The organism is Serratia sp. 25CWL12, assembly GCF_055790885.1.
In genome coordinates this window covers 781,126-806,001 of sequence record NZ_CM147698.1, presented here as the reverse complement: position 1 = coordinate 806,001, position 24,876 = coordinate 781,126, and the positions used below count along the sequence as shown (strand labels likewise).

Here is a 24,876-nt window from a genome sequence, read left to right as displayed (position 1 = left end):
CTCCAGCAATAGTAAAAATTTTTACCCGTCACTCTTCAAGCTATAGGGTTTTTATCTATAACCCGTATAAAATTTGCTATAACCGATAGAAAAACAAGCATAATTGCAAAACTTTAACTAATCTCGACAACCCTGTCATCTTTAATGGTTTTCAATTTACTCATCTATTGTGCTGAATAATTCGCGTTATTCTCAAGCAGGTAAAGCAAATAAATGCGCCAAAACCTGAATAACAACCGCCAGATCACTCACCTAACGGGCAGTTTCAGATTATTTCCCTCTTGCCATTTACGCCATAAAAGAATAAAAATACAAAAATACCGTATAAATATGCAAAGAGGTTTTGTCGTGAAGGAACGTAGCACAGAGCTGGTCCAAGGATTCCGTCACTCAGTTCCCTATATCAACGCTCACCGTGGCAAAACGTTTGTCATCATGCTCGGTGGGGAAGCCATTGAGCATGAAAACTTCACCAGTATCGTCAATGATATTGGGTTATTACATAGTTTGGGGATCCGTCTGGTGGTGGTCTATGGCGCACGCCCACAGATCGATAGCAATCTGGCCCTACATCATTGTGAGCCCATTTATCATAAACATGTCCGTGTGACTGACGCTCAAGCCTTAGAGTTGGTCAAACAGGCTGCTGGCTTGTTACAGCTGGATATCACGGCACGGCTCTCAATGAGCCTCAACAATACCCCATTGCAAGGGGCGCATATCAATGTCGTCAGCGGTAACTTTGTCATTGCCCAACCGTTGGGGGTGGATGATGGCGTAGATTACTGCCACAGTGGCCGTATCCGCCGCATTGACCAGGAAGCAATCCACCGTCAGTTAGACAGCAACGCCATTGTCTTGATTGGCCCTGTCGCGGTATCAGTCACTGGCGAAAGTTTTAACCTGACCTCCGAAGAAGTCGCTACACAGTTGGCGATCAAATTGCAGGCGGAAAAAATGATCGGCTTTTGCTCTTCACAAGGGGTGACGGATAAGCAAGGGAATATTATCTCCGAATTGTTCCCTAACGATGCGCAAAAACGCATTGAACAACTGGAAGAATCTGGCGATTACTACTCCGGTACGGTACGTTTCCTGCGCGGTGCAGTCAAAGCCTGCAGTAGCGGTGTACGCCGTTGCCATTTGATCAGCTACCAGGAAGATGGAGCCTTGCTGCAAGAGCTATTCTCACGGGATGGCATCGGCACCCAGATAGTGATGGAGAGTGCCGAACAGGTGCGCAATGCGACCATCAATGATATTGGCGGCATACTGGAGCTTATCCGCCCACTGGAGCAGCAAGGGATCCTGGTACGCCGCTCGCGGGAACAACTGGAGATGGAAATCGACAAATTTACCATTATCGAGCGGGATAACCTGACTATTGCCTGTGCGGCACTCTACCCCTTCCCGGAAGAGAAGATCGGTGAAATGGCCTGTGTTGCGGTACACCCGGATTACCGCAGTTCATCACGCGGTGAAATGCTGCTGCAACGGGTAGAAAGCCAGGCGCGTCAAATGGGGCTGCAGAAACTGTTTGTGCTCACGACCCGCAGTATTCACTGGTTCCAGGAACGGGGCTTCACCCCGGCAGAAGTAGACGTATTGCCGATGAAAAAGCAGGCGTTGTACAACTACCAACGTCGCTCCAAGATCCTGTTGGCGAATCTCTGACTGTTTATACTCGTCATCATTCAAGCTGCAGGGGTTAGCCCCCTGCCAGCTGCCTTCAAATTGATTCCTGACCGGGGCGCTCCCCTAACATCTTCTTTAAGAAAAATGCATAAAAATGGCAATCTAGTAGGAAAAAATTATTATCTTGCTTGTATCGTGGCAAGTTTCGGTCGCTTTATATTTTCCATACTATGAATTGATTGCACCTGCGACCGAATCAGGGGCCAAAGGCGTGGCCCCTGATAACCCGCGCCTTCGCCAACTCAGGCGGTCGCTGCGCGACTACCTTCACTACGCTATGGCACATCACGGCCGGCTGCTACAGACATCCGTGTCTGTCTCGCCTAAAATCGCCATCCATGGCGATTTTGCCTATGCGCCGTAGCTGCGTTCAGCGCCTTCAATGGCGTCAACCACCGTACACCCTTCAACACTCATGTCGTCTGCTGATTTTTAATCATAGTCCGAGATAAAGCGAAATTAATGAGTTGTTTTATAAAAATTAACCATTATAGCGTTATTCAAAATCAAACTGGCTTTTGTGGATATTAGTCAGGCAGACCCCTGACCGATTTATCCAAACAAATTGACCATTAACCAAAATCACGGACTGATTACCAATTGCAGCCGTTCGGCCAAACCACTACGGCGCTGTGTTGGGGTGCGAATCGCCCCCATCAGCACCTTATCGGTAACATAAAGCGAGAGCTGCTTACGAGCACGGGTAATCGCGGTATACAACAGTTCGCGAGTGAGTAGCGGCAGAAAGTCAGGGGGTAACACCAGTACCGTATGTTCAAACTCTGAGCCTTGGGATTTATGTACCGTCATGGCATAGGCGGTTTCGTGCTCTGGCAAACGGCTCGGCTGCACCGATTTAATTGAACCATCCGGTAATGGGAAATAAACCCGCAAGTTGCCTTCTTCATCGGGCAAGGCGATACCAATATCACCATTGAATAATCCCAAGGCACTATCGTTTCGGCTAATCATCACCGGACGGCCTGGATACCAACGCCCTGCCGCCGCGGCATTACGCTGGATCAGCCCCACTCGCTGCAAGCCGCTTTCAATACGTTGATTCAACCCAGCAACGCCAAATGGCCCTTCTCTCAGCGCGCACAAGAGTTGAAAGTCACCGAACGCGGTCAGGATGGTGGCAGCCCCGGCGCCGGTAGCCACCAGCCGTAGATAAGCACCATAACCATCAACACAGGTATCCAGTAACTGTTGATAATCTTCAGTTTCAACCAATGGATAGGCAGACACATCAGCGTAGCCGCTATTTAGCACCGCCATAGCACGCTTAGCCTCACCGGCATTCACCGCCAACGCTAACTGCCCAATACCGGAGTTGGCGTCAAACCGATAACTCTTACGCAGTAAGCACAGGCTATCACGCACCAAGGGCCCGTCCCCTACCCATTGCCGGGGTATTGAGCACCCGGTCAAGCGCGTCAACTGCTCGGCGCGACTCTCACTATAACCTTGCTCGGCAAATTGACAGATATCTCCCAGCACCGCCCCCGCCTCTACAGACGCTAACTGATCACGATCCCCCAGGAAAATCACCCGCGCATTAGCGGGTAAAGCAGCAATTAAGCGCGCCATCATCGGTAAGTCCACCATTGAGGCTTCATCCACCACCAAGATATCCAGATGCAGTGGGTTACCCCGGTGGTAACGCATCCGCTGGCTATTTGGCTGAGCGCCCAGCAAACGGTGTAACGTTGCCGCCTCTGTCGGGAATAATGCCCGTTGTTCCGGGGTTAAATTTAACTGCTGGCTGGCACGCCCCAAGGACTCCGTCAGGCGCGCCGCTGCTTTGCCCGTCGGGGCCGCAAGCTGGATACGTAAGTGCTCACTGTGGTTCAACTGGACCAATGCCGCCAACAATTTAGCGACGGTGGTGGTTTTCCCCGTACCAGGTCCACCAGAAATCACCGCAATACGCCGTGTTACCGCAACGGCTGCGGCAATTTTTTGCCAATCAGGTTCAGCGGTTGTCTCGCCAAACAGTTGATCGAGGATGGTGCGCAGTGGCACTTCCTCCATCAACAGAGGTGAACTCTCACCGCCGATAAAGGCCGCCACCTCCCCCTCGTTTTGCCACATACGTTGCAAATAGAGCCGTTGTTGTTGCAGCACCATGGGGGTCGCAGCACTACCATCACTCACTGCCGGCGTTGCCAGTAAGCACTGTTGCCAACCAGCCAGATCCGGTTGCCCACAGGCTTGCCAGGCAGCCAATGCCAACTCGGGTTGACGGCCATGGAACAAATTTTCCGGTAACAGTTGCTCGAGCAACAAACAGACATGCCCTGCCCCGGCATCTGCACTCAAGCAAGCGGCAGCCAGCAGCAGTGCGGGTTGATCTTCGCTGGCCACCACCTGGGCAAATTGCACATCTAACGGGCGCAACACCCCCAACGCCAATGCCTGATTCAGGATATTGATCATTGCTCCACCTCAAGGGCCAGGGGTTCACCACTAAACAGGCTATCCATCCCTTCGACTAACGCCAGTGGCGGGCGGCAAGTAAAGATACCGTTGCCAACCTGTTCGCTATCCACGCCGCGTAGAAATAGATAAATCACCCCGCCGAAATGGTGCTCATAATCGTAATCCACCAGACGATGGCGCAAATAACGATGCAGCGCCAAGGTATAGAGTTGATATTGCAGGTCGTAGCGGTGTTGAACCATCGCCTGCTCCATGGCTTGCTGGGTATAAGCGCCACTGTTATCGCCCAACCAGTTGGATTTGTAATCCAGCAAGTAGTATTTCCCTTGCCAGCAGAACACCAGGTCAATAAAGCCTTTCAGCATCCCTTGCACCTGTTGGAAATTGAGTTCCGGGCAATGGGCAGACAGCGCATCATAGCGTTTTATCAGCTTATCTAACTCGCTCGCCTGCAACAGCCGATTAATCGGCAAATAAAACTGTAACTCCGCCTGTCGGGCCCCAGCAGGTAGCGCTGAAAGCATCACCCCGCTGTGATTAAGCGGCGTATTGAGCACCCCTTGCATCCAGTGATACAAAACCGGTAACCAATGCGGCTCTACGCCCTGTTTCTGCACTTGTTCCAGTAACCACGCTTGATCTAACGGTTGAGTGAAATCCCATTCTTCAAACAAACTATGCAGAAACGTTCCGGGTGCTGCGCCGCGTGGAAAAGTATGGGGGGTCAGGGTGGTGACACTCTCTACCGATTGCTCGCCAATAGCCTCAATATCCAGGCGCGGTAACAACTCCAGTACGCGACTCGAACCATGCTGCTGCAACCCGGTATAGCTGGTGACACGCCATGAATCTTGATATTGCCGTGAGAACTGCCTGGCTACTAACTCAGTGACCGTAGTCTGTTGTGGCTGCCAGAGATGTTCATCTGGCGTATCCACCCATGCAAAGGCCATCTCCTTGGCTGACAACTGCTGTAAACACGCTTTAAGGTAGGCTGCATCACCCGCTTGCCCAGCCTGTAACAGATAACCCAGGGCGCTACGGTGCAAATCCGTCTCACCTTGCTTCTTACGCATCCCCAGAAAGAGTGGGGCGAGACCGATGCTACAGTGATAAACCGAACGGGTTAGCGCCACATACAGTAACCGCAAGTCTTCGGCCAGACGTTCTTCTTCCGCCCAGGCCTGACTCTCTTCATTGGCGTTCAGGTCCAGCAACGCCTGAAACGTTTGGCGGTCATGGTATAGCCCTTGTTGTTGCTGGCGAGCATGGGCGACAAAAGGCAGCCACACCAGATTGAACTCCAAGCCTTTGGATTTATGGATAGTCATCACCTGGACTAAATGCCGATCACTCTCTAGCCGCAATTGTTGGTTATCCATCTGCTGGTTGGGCTGAGCAATTTGCTGAGCCAACCAGCGTACCAGGGCATGTTCCCCTTCAAGTTGCGTCGAGGCTTCCTGCAATAACTCACCTAAGTGCATAATATCGGTCAAACGACGTTCACCGCCCATACTGGCCAGCAGATCCTCAGCTAAATGCCGCTTGACCATCACCTGACGCAACATGGGCAAAACACCCCGCTGCAACCAGCAAGTGCGGTATGCATCAAACTCATTAACCAAGGCATCCCAGGCGCGCTCATCGCGATTCAACTGGTCCAGCGTCAGCGCATCCAGCCCCAGCAAACTGCTCGCCATGGCGCTACGTAATGTCCACTCCTGTTCCGGAGCCAATACTGCCTGCAATAACCACAGTAAATCTTTCGCTTCTACAGTATCAAAAACACTGTCACGGCTGGAAAGGTAAACCGAAGGGATCGCCAGCGCACTGAGCGCATCACGTATCAACGCCGCTTCCGCGCGGCTACGCACCAAAATGGTAATATCTGACGCCTGAACTGAACGCCGCTGTTCCCCGTCCGCCAACCAGGCTTCCCCGCCCTGACCAGCACTCAGCCAGTCACGAACCTGCGCTGCACATTGCCGCGCCATTAACTGCTGATAATCACTGACGCCGACCCCTTCCCCTGGCTGCAACCAGAACTGCATGGCCGGTTGTGATTTACCACCTAACTCAAAGGCCAACCCTTGATTTTTTGCAGCTGCCGCCACCTTGATAAACGGGATTTGCTCAAACAGAAATGGCTTTTCCACTTGGCTAAATAGCGCGTTCACGCTACCCACCATCGCTGGCGATGAACGCCAGTTAGTCTCCAGCGTATAGTGAGCCATCACCTCTGAACGAGCCCGCATATAGGTAAAGATATCCGCGCCACGAAAAGCATAAATCGCCTGTTTAGGGTCACCAATCAGCAACAGGCCACACTCTGGTTGGCCGACATAAAGTTTTTGGAAGATACGGTATTGCTGCGGGTCAGTATCCTGAAACTCATCAATCATCGCCAGCGGGTAACGTTGGCGGATAGCCAAAGCCAGTTGTTCCCCACCGCTGCTATGTAATGCGCCATCCAATCTGCTGAGCAGGTCATCAAACCCCAATTCGGCACGTTGGCTCTTTTCCTGTTGCACAGAGATGCGTATCTCACTCAACGCCCGCGCCATAACCAGGTCACGGAGGGTCAGTGGTTGAGAAAACAGTTCATCAATGGCGACAAACAGACTATGGCGAGGAGCTTCCCCTTTTTTGGTTTTCTCCAACAAGACCGATTGGCGGAACTTGTCCAACTCTTTGGGTAACTGATAATCCTGCGTTTCCTGCCCAGCCCACTCCCCCACCTTATTAAGCCAGTTAGGCAGGTGTTTACTGCTATAGCTACGCTTGTCGACACCAGATTGGCTGATCAAGGCCTCCAGTTCCGCTGATACCTCACGCCATTGCGCTTTAAGGGCATCAATACGCGCGACGACCTGTTCGTGACGCATCAACAGGGTTTCATCATCCCGCGGGGGCTGCCGTAAGGTGGGGGCCTCGCCATGCAGATAACTGGTCAGGTCACTAAGCAGCGCTTCCGGGCCACTCCACTCCTGGCTGACGGCACGCGCCACATTCAGCGGTAACGGATAGCAGTGGCGCCGCCAGAAATCGGCACAGGCCTGACGGCGTAACGGCAACTCATCTTGTATCAGGGTTTGTTCAAACAGCATGCCGGATTCAAATGCATGGTAAGTGAGCATTCGCTGGCAAAAACCGTGGATGGTGTAGATTGCCGCTTCATCCATTTGGCGTTCTGCCGCCAGCAATTGCGCGGCGGCCGCTGCCAAATCATCCAGTTCTGCCATCAAGGCGGCCAATATGGGATCTTGACTCTGCCCACGAACACAAGCCACACGCAACGCATGGATATTACTGCGAATACGCCCGCGCAGCTCCTCAGTTGCCGCCTCGGTAAAGGTCACCACCAGGATCTCTTCTACCGTCAAGGGGCGCGGGAACGCCGCTGACTCTCCTAACCCCAGCAGTAGACGCAAATACAACACGCCAATGGTGAAGGTTTTACCCGTCCCTGCGGAGGCTTCAATCAGGCGCTCACCAAACAGTGGCAACCTAAGTGGATCAAGCCGCTGAGGAACAGTTTTCATCATGGCGTCACCACCTGACGTGGCAGTGTTTGCTGTAACGAGGAGGCATTGTCATAGGTCACCCAATCTTTACCGGGGGTGGCAAAATCCGCTTTCTGCTGGCTGCTGCCACTCACCTGCGACAAAAGTGCCAACCCATGGGGCGAAATGACCGCCTGATGGAAGAAATCTGCCAGCTTGACCGGGGTCAACAGCCTGATTTGCGCAATCAGTTTTTGGCGGGTATCAAAAGCAAAATTACCCCGGTCAAAATCGTTGCTAAAACGCCCCGCCTCTTCACTTAATGTCTGTGGGCGTTGCTCCAGTTGATTGATCATCGCCTGCTTATACTGCTCAAAATCAGCCGCTTTCATCTCGCGCAAACGCTTTTCTGCTTTCGGATAGAAGTCTTGATAACGCTGGTAGAGATAGGCGGGCTGCTGATTATTGCTCTGCAACAAAAAACCCACGCCCCACTGGCGACCAACCGGTATTGCAAAAGCAAATACCGCATAACCGAGTTGTTCTTGGGTACGCAATTGGCTATAGAACCAGGGTTGGATCATCTCCCCCAGCAAGGTGCTATAGGCCATGCTGGTAATGTCATCATAACCCGTTGGCACATACACTGCCGCCAGCGCAGAGTCAGTGCTGCTACCCGGGCGCTGCATATTTGCCAACTGCTTTTTGGCAACCACCACGTCTTCGCCATGCCACCAATCAACCCCACGACTCCCCAAGCGATGTTGTAATGAAGAGGCCAGTACACCGACCTGTTGTTGGCTGATATTACCCACCACCAGCAGTTCAGGGGTTGCCCCAGCCATCAGGCTATCGCGATAACTCAATACCTCTTTCAGCGTCAGCGAACGCACAATTTCACGCCGTTCACTGCGTTCTGCATAAGGTACACGGGAAAGTACCTGTGCCGGCTGGATAGCCAACTCAAAAGCTTTACCCTTTTCGGCAGCATCTAACTGTTCCAAATACCAGGATTTAGCTTGCTCAAACTGCTCTTCAGTAGGGGTAAAGCTGGCATAGCCTTCTATTAGCGCAGTGAGTAACCGTGGTAACCGCTGAGTAAATCCATTCGCATTAAACAGCAGGCCGTTGTTTGATGAGGTGGAAAAATTGATCCCCCCTACTGCGGCCTGATAACTTAACTGATCCAACGACAGGCCCGCCAGGTAATCCATCAACGAGAACAATACCTGGTGACGTGCAGAATCCATCGTTTTGGCGTGACGTAATGCCACCGTCACATCCGCCTTCGGCTCATCAGCAAAATAGCGACTGGGCATATACAGTGCGCGTAACCCAGGTTGATTCACCACCATTTCCGGTTGGCTAAACGGATGAGAAGGTTTGATCAGGCTAAAGTCATCCGGAATATAAGGGTTCAACCCTGGCAATGAAAGCGCAATTCCCTGCCCCAGTTGCTGCCACTGAGTAAAACGATCCTGGGGGATTTTCTCTACCTGATAACGTGCCTCAACAAAGTAAGCCTGTTTGTTGTGGGGTTCATCGGGGCTAATAAACCAGATTCGTGCATTTTGCGGGGTCATCTGCTCCAGGCGTGCGGCAATCGCTTGTGGATCATAACGATCCGCCAGAAAAGGGGCATCGAGCACATGTTCAACCGGTACGCGCAGCATCGCATCCACCAGCCACTCGATGTACCCCATATTGCGGGTAATAGATGGATAGCGGAAATCGATATTTAATACGCGGGCAATCTCATCAAAATAGCTCTGTTTTATCCCTTCCTGGCGCATCATTTGCAGGTAACTGAAGATGGCGGCAACCACCTTGTCACGCTGTGCCAGCCCTTTGTCCGTCAGGGAAACACTGATGGAGAACACACCGCCGTTACGATCCACCATCGGGGCGGCACCGGCATTGATAGCATCCGCTAACCCTTGTCGTTGTAACCAGTCTGAAAGCGTATTTTTACTTCGATTGCCAATCAGATAGCCGATATAGGTATCGGTTTTACTGCGGAATTCCGCACTGTTGTTATCAATCCGGAATTCGATTTTCAACTGTTTGCGTGGCTGTGCCGGAACATAGTGGATGATGATCCCTTTCTGTTCAGACGTTGCTGCTGGCACCGTGATGGCGGGTACCTGCGCATGACGATTGGCTATGCGACCAAAGTTTTTTTCCGCCAGTGCCGCTAATTCCGGCAAGGGTTGGTTGCTGTATAACACCCCCATCATCAGGTTGGCGGAATAGTAGCGCTGGTAAAATTGCGTCAGCTCATCATGCAGTTTGCTGCCGGGTTTATCCTTCAAGGTATCGAGATTACCACCAGAAAAACGTGCGGCAGGGTGTGCCGGATTCAAGGTTTCGGCGCCGACTTGCGCCATACGCATCCCATCGCGAGAACGCGCCATGGTTAACTCGGCATTGACCGCATTACGCTCACGGTCGGCATTGTCAGGATCCAGGATCGGGGCAGCAATGGCATCTGCCAGACGATCAACTGCCGCTGCCAAGGCGTCGTTTTCCACTTCCAGATAAAACGCGGTGCGATAAGGGGCGGTACTGGCGTTATGACTCCCCCCATGCTTTTTCAAAAACTCGGCCAGACTCTCCGGCTCCGGATAATGTTTGGACCCCATAAGCACCATATGCTCAAGGTAATGGGCCAAACCCAACTGGCTGTCAGGATCATCCAGCGACCCTATTGGCAGTGCCAAAGCCGCCAGTGACTTGGGAGCCTGAGGATCAGAAACCAGTAACACCGTCATCCCATTGGTTAAGGTAATCGCCTGATACTGACGCGGGTCATGATCACTTTTGTTGATCTTTTCTGCCAGCGGTTGCCATCCCTGGGCAGCCCAGCCTGACGGCAGCCAAAACATCACCAAAAATACCAACCCGAAAAGGTGGGCAAACTGTCTGCGCATAACCAAAATAGACCTCGATTGTTCTGCCATTATGCTCTTCAATGTATGTTTGAATAAAATTTCAGATTGTAAATTTTATCTTTTTAATCAATAGATTCATGGTTGCTTATATTCAGGATTGAACCAAAGAAAACGTTGCAATCCCAATCTATGTTGAGTGTGTTTTTGAGCACGCAATATTCAAGTACTCAATGAGATGGGGATTACCAATGTCTACTGCCCAGTAAGAGCAGAGTATGCGTTTTGAGTTTACGGTGCGTTTTCTTGAGGCCTTCAATGTCACAGACAAAAAAGAACAATGCTACACCGATGCCAAGACACTGGGGCTTACTTTATCGGTGAAGCCTTCCAAGCGCAATTAAAGAAGGTTAAAGCTCTGGCGTCTTCGGTATAGGGTAGATGAGTTGCTTGGTTTTAACCTGCCCTATATGCGACAGGGATTGGCTCGAGTGCGCGTGGTTTAATGAATTTGGCCACCTGGTAAGAGGTAATATCCTTACCTCATAACAACACAGGTGGCACAATGCGAAGCTATTTTTGCCACGAATTTAAACGTGAATCAGCAATATTTACTGCCGCATGCTAATGGCCAGACGGTTAAAGCCATTCATGATACTGATAGCAAAAGTCAGATCGCTAATTTCGGTGTGACTAAAATGGCTTTGCAAAGTTTCAAAAAATTCTTCCGATGCGTCAGTATTCGCAATTAGCGTTACTGCTTCTGCCCATTCCAGTGCTGCACGCTCCGCCTCACTGAATTCATGGCCTACACGCCATCCTGCTAATGTGTCTAGCTTTGTCTGGCTGAAACCCGCTTCGCGCAGCGTCTTGCTGTGCATTTTCAGACAATAAGCACAACCATTAAGTTGCGAAACACGCATGAATATCAATTCGATCATTGTTCTATCCAGCGTACTTTTTTCCAGCCCAACCAATGCAGCCAGCATGCCTTTATACGGTTCTGGTGACAATTCTGAATACTTCAAGCGCTGATTAATCATACTCTACCTCGGGTTATTGATTTAAAAATAAGTGAACGCTACTTTAGTGACAATATGGCCTATACTATAGAGCCATAAAATGATTATTTAGATAGGCCATGATGCACCCTCTTTTTGCTTCTCTGCCGCTAGATGACAAACTGACCAAACCGCTTTATCAGCAGATTTCTTTGCGGATCAAAGAGGCTATTACTCAAGGGGTACTCGCACCTAATACCCGTTTGCCCTCGCTCCGTGGGTTGGCAAGTGAGCTTGGTGTGGCGCGAGCCACTGTAGAGAATGCATACAGTATTCTCATTGCCGAAGGTTTTTTACAAAGCCGTGGACAAGCGGGTACCTATGTGTCGCCACAATTACGCAAGATACCACGCTCTGTAGCGCCAGTTGTCGCAGAGCCGATCAGGGACATCGTGCCTACTGCATTCTATTCTTCCGGGCAATTACCCCTTTTTCAGCTTGGCTTGCCTGCATTAGATGTTTTCCCTCGTAAGGTATGGTCGCGAATTGTTGGCCGCCAATTACGTAGCACGACAACCACGGGTTTGGGACTGCCTCCTGTAAACGGCCTACCGGAATTGCGGGCGGCTATTTGCCGTTATCTGCATCTCTCCCGGGCCTTTATCTGCCGCCCAGAACAAATTTTCATTTGCGCTGGTTATCAGGCGCTAATGGGATTGATTGCCAACACGTTATTGCAACCAGGAGATCATGTTTGGTTGGAGGACCCAGGATATCTGGCAACATACCCGTTGTTAAGGCTGGCCGGAATGCATCCGATACCTGTCCCTGTAGATAGTGGCGGCATGAACATTGCCGCAGGGATTGCTATGTCACCAAATGCGCGCATGGCGGTATTGACGCCAACACATCAGAGTCCGCTGGGTGTATCGCTAACCCTTGAACGGCGTATGGCCTTGTTGGATTGGGCACAGCAACAGGCATCATGGATTGTTGAAGACGACTATGACAGTGAGTTTCGTTATCACGGCAGACCATTGCCTCCATTAAAAAGCCTCGACCACCAAGGAAGGGTGTTGTACGCAGGTACTTTCAGTAAAACGTTATTTCCGGCATTACGGATGGCTTATTTGGTGGTACCACCAGAACAGGTTGACGCTTTTGAGATGACGAGCCAACTGCACGTTTGTGGCTGCCCACCGCTAATGCAGGCTGGTGTGGCAGAATTTATCGACCAAGGATACTTTTACCGCCATCTTAAGCAGATGAGGCCGTTGTATCTTCAGCGACGTGAATGGTTGGCAAAGGCACTTGAACAACAGTTAGGTGAATTCTTGACGGTGGCCCCACAAGCGGGTGGTATCCAACTGCTTGCTCTACTCAAGTCAGGATTGAATGACCAAAAAGTGGTACAACATGCTTGGCAACAGGGAATGGCGGTACAAGCTTTGTCGGATTGGCAAAGGGGGGAGTCTGTAGGGAATGGGTTACTTATGGGGTTTACCAATTTCAAGAACAAAGCAGAGGCAGAACATGCTGTGGCTAATTTGGCAGCGGTTATCGAGGCAATTAATTCACCATAAAATCAAAAGATCGAATCTAGGTTGATACTTCAGTAAAGGCAAAGGTGAGCTCGGCCATTGAGCCACAACCCACTCAAAGGCATCAAGAAAAGAGAGCCCTTGTCTCTTGCAAAATAGAGATGGGGGCAAAGAACATGCCTTATTACCCTAGGTTATGCCGTGCCACAGGTAACAGATAACGCACGGTTTCACTGATAATTTGTTCAAAATAAACATTATCCATTTGCCGGAACACCCGCTGTACATAGGGGTTTTCCCCTTCCCCTATCACTCGTTGTTCACCTTGCCAGGTTTGCAACAGCTTACTGCGGGCTTTGCTTTGAACTTCTTCACTCCAATCTATTTGCTGCGTTTCTTGCTGATAACAGTGGCTCAGCCATGCCCAGCCACTTTTATTCAATAGCATCAAGGGTTCCGCAAGCCCACGCTGGTAACCTGTTAGCAACTCAGCCAACTGCTCATGGGCTTGTTCCACCGAAAGTGCCGCAAAACGCCAGGCAGATTTTTTACTGCCATACATCCGGCTCTCCCCGGTTCCCCCAGCACAACAATAAGCCAAATGCTCCAGCCACAACAAAATACCATCCACGGCGTTAAGTGTCGCTGGACGCCAGCGCAGTAGACCATCCGCTTGAACTTGATGCAACCAGCCACTAATTTGTACCCCCGCCACCGAGATATCCAACTCTAAACTGCTACTCTCCTGGCGCTGTTCGCGCACCAATTCCGCCAATTCGCTCAGTTCTTCCTGCTGTTTCTGCCAGTAAATCTCACCAAAAGCGCCATAGGGTAAGCTGCCGGAGGCGCGGAGCCGTTGATACAACGGGGTACTCTCTTCCCCCTCAATCAACGTATTCAACAATTGACTGTTAAATTGATAACGTTCGAGATTATCTAAGGTAAAGGGCTCTTCTTCCGGTAATTCGGTCTCTTCCAGAATAAAATTAACCCCGAGCCGCAGTTGGAAAAAAGCGCGGATCGGGTGGCGGTAAAAACGCAGTAACTCGTCAAAAGCCACCTGCGTTTTGGCTTCCTGTGGCAACGGATGGCTAAAACCAGGATGTGCCACCCCATTGCCCTGCGCGGCAGGTAGCCATTCTGCCGCATAGCTCTGTTCCTCACTGCCTGGCACAAAGTTGGCTGTGGCAAACGGCATACGCGCATGGTGTTGAAGTAAGTGTTCACGCACCCGTTGGGCACTGCTGTCTGCATCACATTGCTCATCGCCGGGTAAGCAATAACTCTGCTCCAGATATTCCAATAACTCGGTCACCAGCACCGAAGGAAAGCGTTCACTATTGTCCTGAATCGAGCGGCCAATAAAGCTGATATAGAGCCGTTGCTGAGCAGAGAGTATCGCCTCCAGGAACAGATAGCGGTCATCATCGCGGCGGCTACGATCACCACGCTGAGTTGGTTGCGCCATCAGGTCAAACCCCAAAGGAGGCAAGCTCCGGGGATAAACACCATCATTCATACCCAGCAGGCAAACCACTTTAAACGGGATGGAGCGCATCGGCATCAGGGTGCAAAAATTAATCTGCCCCGCCAGGAAGCGTTGGCTGATGCGTTGTTGATCAAGCCTGGCGGCTAGTTCGTCGCGCAACGGTACCAGCGGTAACGGGTCAGCATAGCGCGCTGCCAGCCCTAAGCTGATCACCTTTTGCCATTGATCTTCAATCAACGTCAGTGCTTCTTCGGTCTCACTGTCTCGCTGGAAGAAAGCGGTTAACAACTGTTGGCACAGCGGTAACCATTCTGCCAATGGCCGCTCCTCACTTAATAGCTGCCGCCAATGGCTAAGTTGCGCCAGCAGTTCGGCTAATTGCCCCGCCAGTTCCGCCACCAAACCACTCGACTCATCATAGGGCAATACGTCCTGCCAGCAACCCGCATTGCTGTCCATCGCGTACCCCAACAACATGCGTGTAATACCAAACCGCCAGGTATGCTGCCCGGTTACCGGCAGATTCAACTGGCGCACATTGTCATCATCCAACCCCCAACGAACACCAGCTTCACCACTCCAGCGACGTAACAGAATTAGCCCGGACTCTTGAATCGAGAAACGCGCCGCCAGCGCCGGTACATCCAGCAATGCCAACACTTGCTCGGAAGTGAAACGGCTTTGTGGTAAATCCAGTAAGGAGATAAACGCCTGCAATGTCGGGTGTACATGGCGAGCCTTACGGTCGGAGATGGCAAAGGGGAGATTTCGCCCCGGCGGTGCACTGCCAAAAACCGCCTGAATATAGGGGGCATAGCTGTCGATATCGGCCACCATCACAATAATATCCCGTACGCTTAATTGCGGGTCTTGTGACAACATCGCCAACAGTTGATCATGTAATATTTCCACTTCACGCTGCAAACTGTGGCAAACGTGCAGGCTAATAGAGCGATCTTGCGGTTCCAGACGGCGTTTATGGTCACTGCGGTCCAAGGTTTCCGGGGTGGTACCGATCACCGCATAATCTTCTAACTCCAGCATGTCATGTTGAATAGCATGCAATAAGTCATTCGCCGGAATATCTACAAAGGCGTCCACTTCCTGCACTTGGGTCATCTGCGCCAGTAAATAGAGGTGGTCGCGCCCTAATTTCCCCCAAGAGGCCAGCAACGGATTACTCAGTTGTTGTGCGCCTTCGGCATCAAATAGCTGGGCGGCCTGTTCCGGCTGGCGAAATAACCGATGCTCTTGCGCCTGATGATGATGGTGGCGGCGTTTGCGGCTCTGTAAACGAGCCAGAAAAGCATAATCCTGAATATCCCCCCAATAGTAGCGGCAAGGGTTGGTAAACATCAGGTGAATATCAATATGTTTGCCCAAGGCTTGTAGTGCCTCAAGATAAACCGGTGGCAAAGCGGAAATGCCGCATATAAACACCCGTGGCGGCAACCCAGCCGGGCATGAGGCAGCGTTCTCTAATACGCTGATAAAACGCCGATATAAATTGGCTCGGTGCCATTCCGGTTGCCCCAGTTCAGCGGTACATTCCACCAACCGCTGCCATAGCGGCGCTTGCCACAGCTGGGCATCGGCTAACTCGGCAACCATTTCCCCGCGCTGCCAGCTTTCCAGCCACTGTGGGCGATAAACCAGATATTGGTCAAACAAGTCAGCAACCCGCCCAGCAAGCTGGTGGATCTTGCGCTTGTCGCTATCGTCCGTCAGGTAATGTTGCAGTGGCGCAAAGGCGGGTTGTGTCAGCATTTCAGGAAGCAACCACATCAGCTTCCAGGTCATGGCATCTTTGCTAAAGGCACTCTCTTTGGGGATCCCGGGCAAGACTTTGGTAAACATCTCCCAAATAAAGGTGGCGGGCAGCGGGAAAGCGATATTGGCAGCAATACCGAACTCTTGCGCCAGTTGTATCTGCAACCACTGAGCCATTCCCGGGCTTTGCACCAGCACTACTTCCTGCTGAAAAGGATCGGTCAAGGGTTCTCTGGCTATCAACGCGCTGATAAGCGTTTTCAGCAAATCCAACTGATTGGAATGATAAACCGTAAACATGAGACTCCTTTAAGCAAGGGGCAATAACCTGAGTGGTACTTTTTTGTTGGCGAGCTAAATTCGACTTTGATGGCCTCGCCCTTGAACTTGTGGTTTGGGAACATCAACGGGTGACTTATATTAAACCTCGACCCAAGCACCAAAGCGGTTCTTATGGTCTCACATCAGGAAACTATTCGCACCTTGCTTCAAAAATGCCGGATAAAGGCCACACCAGAATAGTTAACTGCCGTATTGATACAAAATAAGTGTTCCTAATACCACTACACTTTACGCTTTTGGTCGGTGGGAATGGTCAGGAACGCCGACACGCCGTATACCCCTCCCTGGGGGCTCGTATCGCGCGTCCATGCGCTCAACGGTCGGCTAACCTGCCTCACTCCCACCTGTAGTACTATTACGAGCAGCTATTTAGGTAAAGGAAACCTTGCCGACGCGGTTCAGCTATTAAAAAGTTAATAATATCCTTTTAATGTTTCCAGCAATGCATAGGCGGCTTTTGAAAGTTGCAGATGCCCGGCGTGAATCACGCCGATGCATTTTTCTATCACTGGGTTATCAAGCGGGATACATACGGCACCCAATTCGGTCATTTGTGCTTGGCATAGGGCTGGCACGGCACTGCCACCCAGCCCGCTCGCCACCATGCGCCCTACTGTGACCAGTTGGTGACTCTCAAAAGCCACATCCAGTTTACGCCCGCTTCGGGCTAATTCCTCTTCCAACATCAACCGTACCGCGGAAGGACGCTGCAAGGTAATGAAATCCAGTGCCAATAACTCATCCCATGAAAGACGCTTTTTCGCGGCAAGGGCAGAGGTTTTCGGAACAATAGCGATAAAGCGGTCAATACCCAGAGGAGTAAACAGTAAGTTGTGAGTGGGTGCAGGTTCAAAGGCGATGCCGATTTCAACTCGTCCTTCACGTACCATTTCAATCACCTGCTCATTGATAATGTCATGTACGGTGACATTGATTCCGCTGTAGCGCTCACGGAATGCTCTCAGCACCTCAGGCAAAACGTTCGCCGCAAAGGAAGGCATCGCCGCAACCGAAATTTTGCCACGCTGCAGCGTGAAGCTCTGGCACATGGCTTCTTCGACATTATCCCAATCAGCAAGCAGTTGCCGCGCCATTGACAAAAACGCCTCCCCTTCTTGCGTCAGGGCGACCTTACGGGTATTTCGCAGGAGCAGCGGCCCCCCTAGCGCATCTTCCAGCCCTTTAATCCTCAAGCTCAACGCTGGTTGTGACAAATTCAGTCGTTCGCTGGCATGCGCGAAGTTCAGAGTGTGAGCTACCGCCAGAAACGCGCGTAGCTGTTTGACGCTCATTCTCATTTTTCTTCCCGCCAACCAATTAAAAACAATTAGTTAACATCTTATTAATAAAAAAAACAAATGATTGAGTCACAAATTCAAAATTAACAAATCAGTGTTTCCCATCAATGATAGCGCCATGGGTCAAGCGGAGAGATAAACATGGCTGGATTGGATAAACGCGTCGTCAATTATGCGCAGGCACTGGACGGGCTGAAAGACGGGATGACCGTTCTTGCTGGCGGTTTCGGACTCTGCGGCATACCTGAAAATCTGATTGCTGAAGTCAAGCGGCGCCAGGTGCAAAACTTAACCATCGTCTCGAATAACTGCGGTGTGGATGATTTTGGCCTCGGCATGCTGCTCGAAACCCGCCAGGTACGCAAGGTAGTGGCATCCTATGTGGGTGAAAACGCCTTATTTGAACAGCAGGTACTCAGTGGTGAGCTGGAGCTGGAGCTGACACCACAGGGAACACTGGCAGAAAAAGTTCGTGCGGGCGGTGCCGGTATCCCGGCCTTTTATATCGCTACCGGATATGGCACGCCCGTCGCCACAGGCAAAGAAGTTCGCCAGTTCGGTAAACAACATTACATCCTGGAAGAATCTCTGGTGGGCGATTTTGCGCTGATCAAAGGGTGGAAAGCAGACTGGTACGGCAATGTGATTTATCGCCATACCGCACAGAACTTTAACCCACTTATGGCGACAGCCGCCCGGATAACGGTGGTCGAAGTGGAGGAAATTGTTCCGCCGGGTGAGTTACCCCCCGCCACTATTCATACCCCAGGTATCTACGTTGACAGGCTAATTCTTGGGCATGTTGAAAAACGTATTGAACAACGCACGTTACGCCAGGAGGGGAGCTGATCATGTTGAACCGCGAACAGATGGCTATGCGCGTGGCGCAAGAGCTGCGTGATGGTGACTACGTCAACCTGGGAATCGGCATCCCGACGCTGGTGGCGAACTATATCCCTGAAGGGATAGATGTGATGCTCCAATCGGAAAATGGACTCTTGGGCATGGGTGGCTTTCCCGATGAACAGTATATCGATGCCGACATGATTAACGCCGGTAAGCAGACCGTAACGGCACGCACTGGCGCGGCGATTTTCGATTCAGCTCAATCGTTTGCCATGATCCGTGGCGGTCATGTGGATTTGACCGTTCTGGGGGCCTTTGAGGTGGATGTTGAGGGCAACATCGCCTCGTGGATGATCCCAGGGAAAATGGTGAAGGGCATGGGAGGGGCGATGGATCTTGTTGCCGGTGCGCAAAACATCATTGTCATGATGACCCACGCTGCTAAAGGAGGTGAATCAAAACTGCTCTCTCGTTGCACCCTCCCCCTGACCGGCGTTGGTTGTATTCGTCGGGTTCTGACTGACCTTGCACTGCTGGAAATAGCCGACGGGGCATTCGTTTTACGCGAGTACGCCCCTGGCGTGAGCATTGGGGAGATCATCAGCAAAACCGCCGGCCCGCTGATTATCCCAAACGATATACGCGAAATGCGTTTCAACTGAGGAACAAACATGAAGGACGTGGTGATTGTTGGTGCAACAAGAACACCGATCGGCAGTTTGGGTGGTGCGCTCGCTTCGCTCTCTGCGGTAGAACTGGGTGCCTGCACGGTACGTAGCCTCTTGAAGCAAAACCCACTTGCCGCGGCACAGGTTGATGAGTTGATTTTCGGTCAGGTACTGGCTGCTGGCTGCGGACAAAACCCCGCTCGCCAGACAGCCATCGCCAGCGGAATGTCCGTAGACATTCCAGCAACAACCATAAACCAAGTGTGCGGTGCCGGGTTGAAAGCGGTACAATTGGCTGCTCAGGCGATCCGCTGTGGTGACGCGCAGGTAGTCATCGCCGGGGGGCAGGAAAGCATGAGTAACGCCCCCTATCTGCTGGAGGGTGTGCGTAAAGGGCTGCGGTTCGGCCATACCCAGATGCGGGATAGCATGATCACCGATGGGCTATGGGATGCCTTCAACCATTATCATATGGGGGATACAGCAGAAAATCTGGCTGAAAAATACCAGATCACCCGCCAAGCGCAGGACGCTTTCGCTCTACAGTCGCAGCAAAAAGCGGCAGCCGCCATCGAAGCTGGCTTTTTCACCCAACAGATAACACCGATCTCTACTCAACAAGGTCGGAAGTTAAGCCGTATCGTCGATAGCGATGAACAACCTCGCCCCAACACCACGCTCGCACAACTAGCACAACTACGCCCGGCTTTTCGTCAGGAAAACGGCACCGTCACCGCTGGGAATGCCTCTACGCTGAACGACGGTGCGGCTGCAGTCTTGCTGATGAGCCGTGATAAAGCGCACCAGCTTGGCTTGCCGGTATTAGGTCAAATTGTCAGCTGTGTTGTCACCGGTGTCGACCCCGCGCTGATGGGGATTGGCCCGGTCAGTGCCAGCCAGCGTGCTCTACGGCAGGCGGGCTGGTCTCTGGATGAAGTGGACTTAATCGAGGCTAACGAAGCCTTTGCCGCGCAATCACTGGCGGTAGGCCAAGCGCTCGGTTGGGATAACCAGAAGGTCAATGTCAACGGCGGAGCCATTGCCCTGGGTCATCCGATTGGCGCATCCGGCTGTCGGACACTGGTGACATTGCTCTACGAAATGCAGCGCCGTGACGTCAGAAAAGGGCTGGTTACCCTCTGCGAGGGGGGCGGACAAGGCATTGCCATGACGCTGGCTCGCTGACATGCCCTTAACTTTTCATTCTGTCACCGAATCTCACCCTGATAGCGAGGAGCTGTAGTGAGTGTATTGATGACCCTGACGGCGTGTCACCCATACTGAAACGCCGACCCATACCCAAGTTCAATGATGTTGCAGGTAGGCGGCAACTGAGCGAAGCCCCAGGAGCTTACACAAGTAAGTGACTGGGGTGAGTAAAGGCAGCCAACACCGCTGCAGCTTCATTGGCGACGGGTATATATCCTGATATTTGGAGACTAACAATGCAACTAATCAAAAAAATTCACCATGTCGCTTATCGCTGTAAGGATGCCAAAGAGACTGTCGAATGGTACCAAAAGTACTTGGGCATGAACTTCATTCTTGCCATTGCTGAGGATCAGGTTCCCTCGACCAAAGAGCCGGATCCCTACATGCATATTTTTTTGGATGCAGGAAACGGCAGTATTTTGGCGTTCTTCGAATTACCCACCAAGCCTGAAATGGGACGAGATCCGAATACACCGAACTGGACTCAACACCTGGCTTTAGAAGTTAACTCGGTTGATGTCCTGATGGAGGTGAAGAGCAAACTCGAAGCTGATGGTATTTCAGTCGTCGGCCCCACTGACCACACCATTTTCAAATCCATTTACTTCTTCGACCCCAGTGGCCATCGCCTTGAATTGGCGACCAATATCGGCACACCGAAGATGGCGAAGTTACTTGATGACGTTAAGTGGGAAATGCTCAACGAGTGGTCCCAAACCAAACAAGCCCCCCAGCACGCCCGCTGGATGCACGACGGCAGCTATACGGAGTAACCGATTATGTTCTAGGTGTTAGGGCCCTAAATACCCCCAGGCATATAACCGACTAACCGCATTAAGCCACATCAGAGCGACGTGCTAATCGTCGAGAGACGCGTTGTCTAAAAGCGTCTCAAGGGTGGCAAGGAGACATTACATGACCTTGACTGCAAAAATTGATGTCGTCAGGCTGATTGATGAAAGTCCCATCGGCAAGTTTCAGTGGCGAATTTTTATCCTCTGCGCAATTTGTATGGTCCTTGATGGCTTCGATGTTCAGGCGATGAGCTATGTCGCCCCAGCGTTACTTCAGGACTGGCGTATTGACAAATCCTCTCTCGGGCCAGTATTCGGTGCCGGTCTGTTTGGACTGCTCATCGGCTCGTTATTATTCAGTATGGTTGCCGACAAACTCGGGCGACGCCCCGTTCTTATCGTTTCCACCTTCTTTTTTGGTTTGTGTATGTTAGTCACCCCCTTTGCCAGCACACTCCAGGAATTGATCGCTATTCGATTTATCACTGGGCTGGGGCTAGGTGCCATCATGCCCAATTCGATGGCGCTTTGCGGTGAGTTCAGCCCGAAGCGCAAGCGAATTTCTATCATGATGATGATTTCTTGTGGCTTCACGGTAGGTGCCATGCTCGGTGGTGCCATCGCGGCCGCACTGATTCCGACCTATGGCTGGCAATCAATTTTCTATCTCGGCGGTATCTTGCCGCTGTTTATCGCCGTGTTGATGATCCGTTATCTACCGGAATCCATTCAGTTCCAAGTGCTTACAGGTAAAACCTCTGCCTCAACGCTGGTTGTCTGCAAGAAAATCTTTCCTGCTCAACCTATTTCCCACGACATGGTCCTGGTCGTTGGTGAACAAAATAGCCGTGGCGTTCCCCTTATGGCGCTCTTTCAGGATGGCAGGATGGCCGGTACGTTGGCGATTTGGGCAATCAGCTTCCTCAATATGATCGCCCTCTACTTTCTGTCCAATTGGCTACCGACCATTGCCCAAACGGCGGGGTTGAGCCTTGAGAGCGCCGTATTGGTGGGTGCCACACTACAACTGGGCGGAATCATCGGCACCCTTGCAATGGGCAAACTGATAGACAATGTCGGATTCAAGCGTGTTCTGGTGCCGTGTTTCGCGGTAGCCACGCTGTTCATCGCCTTAATCGGCCATTCGGTGGGCGCAGTTTACCTGTTGTTTGCCGTGGTCTTCATCACTGGTTTTGCCGTGGTCGGTGGTCAGCCGGCGATCAATGCCATGGCGGCCAGCTACTACCCGACGGCGCTACGAACCACTGGCGTAGGCTGGAGCCTGGGGATCGGTCGGATCGGATCAGTGATCGGCCCAGTGGTCGGTGGGCAGCTTATCGGTTTGAACTGGGGCCAGGACAGCTTGTTTCAGCTGGTCGCCATACCGTCCGTCGTCATTGTCCTGGTCCTGCTGTTTGCTCGGTTCGAACAAACCACACAAGCAAACCCTAGTCACACGCTGAGTCGTCAAAAACACCCTACATCCTCATCGAACTTGGAGTAACAACATGAAATTAGCCACTTTGAAGAGCAGCAATCGTAACGGCGTACTGGTGGTGGTGAATCGTGCCCTAACCCATTGCCAATCGGTTCCTGCCATCGCCCATACGTTGCAAGACGCTCTAGATAACTGGGATAGCGTCGAAGGCAAACTACATGAAATTTACCATGCGATGAATCAGGGGCAATTACAGACAGCCGAGACTTTTGACCCTGAACACTGCCACTCGCCGCTGCCGCGCGCTTACCAGTGGGCCGACGGCTCCGCCTATGTCAATCATGTCGAACTGGTCCGCCGGGCTCGCGGTGCCAAACTGCCCGCAGAGTTCTGGACTGACCCCTTGATGTATCAGGGGGGCTCCGATTCGTTCGTCGGACCACGGGATCCCATTGTTGTGAATTCAGAAGACTGGGGAGTTGACCTCGAAGCCGAAATCGCCGTAATCACTGGTGATGTCCCCATGGGCGCAACACAGGAACAGAGCGCGAGCAGCATTCGCCTCCTCATGCTGGTTAACGATGTTTCCTTACGCAATCTGATCCCCTCTGAATTGGCCAAGGGTTTCGGTTTTTTCCAGTCAAAACCGGCATCAGCCTTTAGTCCGGTGGCCATTACACCGGACGAGCTTGGCGAGGATTGGCATAATGGCCGAGTTCATCGTCCGCTGACAGTCCATATCAATCAGCGCCTTTTTGGCAATCCCAATGCTGGCCAGGACATGACCTTCAACTTCCCCCAGTTGATTGCCCATGCTGCCAAGACCCGCAAGTTGACAGCGGGTTCTATTATTGGCTCAGGAACCGTCTCGAACAAACAGGGGGATTTGTATGGCTCATCGATTAGCAATGGGGGGGTTGGTTATTGCTGTTTGGCTGAGGTCAGAATGTACGAAACCATCGAAATTGGCAAACCCAAAACGCCCTTCCTGAAATTTGGCGACAGCGTAAAAATTGAAATGTTTGACCAGCATAACCAGAGCCTGTTCGGCGCCATTGAACAGCAAGTCCAACCAGATATCACCTGAGGATCAGGGCGGGTGATCCATCCACGAGGGTTCCCGCCCTGTTTGGATACAAACGATGAAACTCTATTCTTATTTCAGAAGTTCGGCCGCCTACCGGGTGCGTATCGCCCTCAATCTCAAGGGGCTGCCATACGACACCGAGCCAGTACATTTATTGAAAGACGGTGGCCAACAGAACTCAATCCACTATCGCGCGATCAGTCCACTCGGTACCGTGCCCTGTCTTGAAACGAACGATGGCGGCCATCTGGCGCAGTCTCTGGCTATCATCGAGTATCTGGAAGAAGTCTATCCCGAACCGCCGCTGCTACCCGCTCGCTCTGCGGACCGCGCCAGAGTTCGCAGTATTGCCCAGATCATCGCCTGCGATATTCATCCGCTCAACAACCTCCGAGTATTGAATTTTCTTACCAAGCAGTTCGACATATCGGCCGATGATAAAACCACTTGGTACAGACATTGGGTCAACCAAGGCTTGCTGGCCATTGAGAAAATGCTCGTCGATGATCCTCGAACCGGTCGCTATTGTCATGGCGATACTCCTGGGTTAGCCGACTGCTGCTTAGTACCACAAGTGTTCAATGCCCAGCGTTTCAATTGCTCACTGGAGCAAATGCCGACTATCCAGCAGATTTACCAAGCCTGTGAAGAACTGCCCGCCTTCCAGGCGGCCTCTCCCATCAATCAGCCAGATGCCGAATATACCCTTCAGCAGTAAAGCTGCAGGGTTGTTGACTACGCTCGTACGCCCTAGTCACATAGTTATCTATGCTCCTAGGGTCTCTCTCACTTGTCGCCTACCTGCAACTTCATTGAACTTGGGTATAAGTCTAAATATCAACGCCCAGCGATACTAATCCCT

16 protein-coding genes are annotated in these 24,876 nt (G+C 51.7%); 10 read left to right on the top strand and 6 right to left on the bottom strand.

Going from position 1 to position 24,876, the window contains the following annotated elements:
• Positions 1-330 precede the first annotated feature (330 nt).
• The gene (gene argA, locus ACX9GV_RS03480) at positions 331-1,674 is read left to right on the top strand and encodes an amino-acid N-acetyltransferase (RefSeq protein WP_473197970.1); all 1,344 of its coding nucleotides are present in this window, start codon (positions 331-333) and stop codon (positions 1,672-1,674) included.
• A gap of 603 nt (positions 1,675-2,277) precedes the next feature.
• Here the strand turns inward: argA and recD are convergent.
• The 3 genes from recD to ptrA are packed head-to-tail and all read right to left on the bottom strand — an operon-like array spanning position 2,278 to position 10,570.
• On the bottom strand, positions 2,278-4,134 hold the full coding sequence (gene recD, locus ACX9GV_RS03475) for an exodeoxyribonuclease V subunit alpha (RefSeq protein ID WP_473197060.1): 1,857 nt from the start codon (positions 4,132-4,134) through the stop codon (positions 2,278-2,280).
• The gene (gene recB / locus ACX9GV_RS03470) at positions 4,131-7,682 is read right to left on the bottom strand and encodes an exodeoxyribonuclease V subunit beta (RefSeq protein ID WP_473197059.1); all 3,552 of its coding nucleotides are present in this window, start codon (positions 7,680-7,682) and stop codon (positions 4,131-4,133) included. Before recB ends, recD begins: the two co-directional genes overlap by 4 nt.
• A complete protein-coding gene (gene ptrA / locus ACX9GV_RS03465; protein WP_473197058.1) occupies positions 7,679-10,570 on the bottom strand; it encodes a pitrilysin in 2,892 nt (963 codons plus the stop codon). Before ptrA ends, recB begins: the two co-directional genes overlap by 4 nt.
• A 236-nt stretch (positions 10,571-10,806) precedes the next feature.
• On the opposite strand from ptrA, the gene ACX9GV_RS03460 reads away from it, so the two are divergent.
• A complete protein-coding gene (locus ACX9GV_RS03460; protein WP_473197057.1) occupies positions 10,807-10,932 on the top strand; it encodes a hypothetical protein in 126 nt (41 codons plus the stop codon).
• A gap of 207 nt (positions 10,933-11,139) precedes the next feature.
• Here ACX9GV_RS03460 and ACX9GV_RS03455 read toward each other — a convergent pair whose 3' ends face one another.
• Complete coding sequence (locus ACX9GV_RS03455; protein WP_473197056.1) at positions 11,140-11,571, bottom strand: carboxymuconolactone decarboxylase family protein; 432 nt, start codon at positions 11,569-11,571, stop codon at positions 11,140-11,142.
• 98 nt (positions 11,572-11,669) lie between these two features.
• Here ACX9GV_RS03455 and pdxR point away from each other — a divergent pair, with 98 nt between their 5' ends.
• Positions 11,670-13,112 carry a MocR-like pyridoxine biosynthesis transcription factor PdxR gene (gene pdxR / locus ACX9GV_RS03450; RefSeq protein WP_473197055.1) on the top strand — a complete coding sequence of 481 codons (1,443 nt, stop codon included), beginning with the start codon at positions 11,670-11,672 and terminating at the stop codon, positions 13,110-13,112.
• A 142-nt stretch (positions 13,113-13,254) separates the two neighbouring features.
• Here the strand turns inward: pdxR and recC are convergent, their stop codons facing one another.
• Both recC and ACX9GV_RS03440 read right to left on the bottom strand, forming a co-directional pair.
• Positions 13,255-16,629, bottom strand: a complete 3,375-nt coding sequence (gene recC / locus ACX9GV_RS03445) for an exodeoxyribonuclease V subunit gamma (RefSeq protein ID WP_473197054.1) — start codon at positions 16,627-16,629, stop codon at positions 13,255-13,257.
• 455 nt (positions 16,630-17,084) lie between these two features.
• Positions 17,085-17,969, bottom strand: a complete 885-nt coding sequence (locus ACX9GV_RS03440; protein WP_023489611.1) for a LysR family transcriptional regulator — start codon at positions 17,967-17,969, stop codon at positions 17,085-17,087.
• Between the two features lie 141 nt (positions 17,970-18,110).
• Between ACX9GV_RS03440 and ACX9GV_RS03435 the strand changes: the two genes are divergently transcribed.
• The 7 genes from ACX9GV_RS03435 to maiA all read left to right on the top strand — a co-directional run bounded on the left by ACX9GV_RS03435 (position 18,111) and on the right by maiA (position 24,732).
• Positions 18,111-18,818 (top strand): CoA transferase subunit A, encoded by a 708-nt coding sequence (locus tag ACX9GV_RS03435; protein ID WP_473197053.1) that lies wholly within the window; start codon positions 18,111-18,113, stop codon positions 18,816-18,818.
• A gap of 2 nt (positions 18,819-18,820) precedes the next feature.
• On the top strand, positions 18,821-19,477 hold the full coding sequence (locus ACX9GV_RS03430) for a CoA transferase subunit B (protein ID WP_473197052.1): 657 nt from the start codon (positions 18,821-18,823) through the stop codon (positions 19,475-19,477).
• 9 nt (positions 19,478-19,486) lie between these two features.
• Positions 19,487-20,668 (top strand): acetyl-CoA C-acetyltransferase, encoded by a 1,182-nt coding sequence (locus ACX9GV_RS03425; protein WP_473197051.1) that lies wholly within the window; start codon positions 19,487-19,489, stop codon positions 20,666-20,668.
• A gap of 260 nt (positions 20,669-20,928) precedes the next feature.
• Complete coding sequence (locus ACX9GV_RS03420; RefSeq protein ID WP_023489615.1) at positions 20,929-21,468, top strand: VOC family protein; 540 nt, start codon at positions 20,929-20,931, stop codon at positions 21,466-21,468.
• A gap of 142 nt (positions 21,469-21,610) precedes the next feature.
• Positions 21,611-22,993 carry an MFS transporter gene (locus ACX9GV_RS03415; RefSeq protein ID WP_023489616.1) on the top strand — a complete coding sequence of 461 codons (1,383 nt, stop codon included), beginning with the start codon at positions 21,611-21,613 and terminating at the stop codon, positions 22,991-22,993.
• Positions 22,994-22,997: 4 nt separating this feature from the next.
• Complete coding sequence (locus ACX9GV_RS03410; RefSeq protein WP_473197050.1) at positions 22,998-24,014, top strand: fumarylacetoacetate hydrolase family protein; 1,017 nt, start codon at positions 22,998-23,000, stop codon at positions 24,012-24,014.
• 55 nt (positions 24,015-24,069) lie between these two features.
• Positions 24,070-24,732, top strand: a complete 663-nt coding sequence (gene maiA / locus ACX9GV_RS03405; protein ID WP_473197049.1) for a maleylacetoacetate isomerase — start codon at positions 24,070-24,072, stop codon at positions 24,730-24,732.
• Positions 24,733-24,876 lie beyond the last annotated feature (144 nt).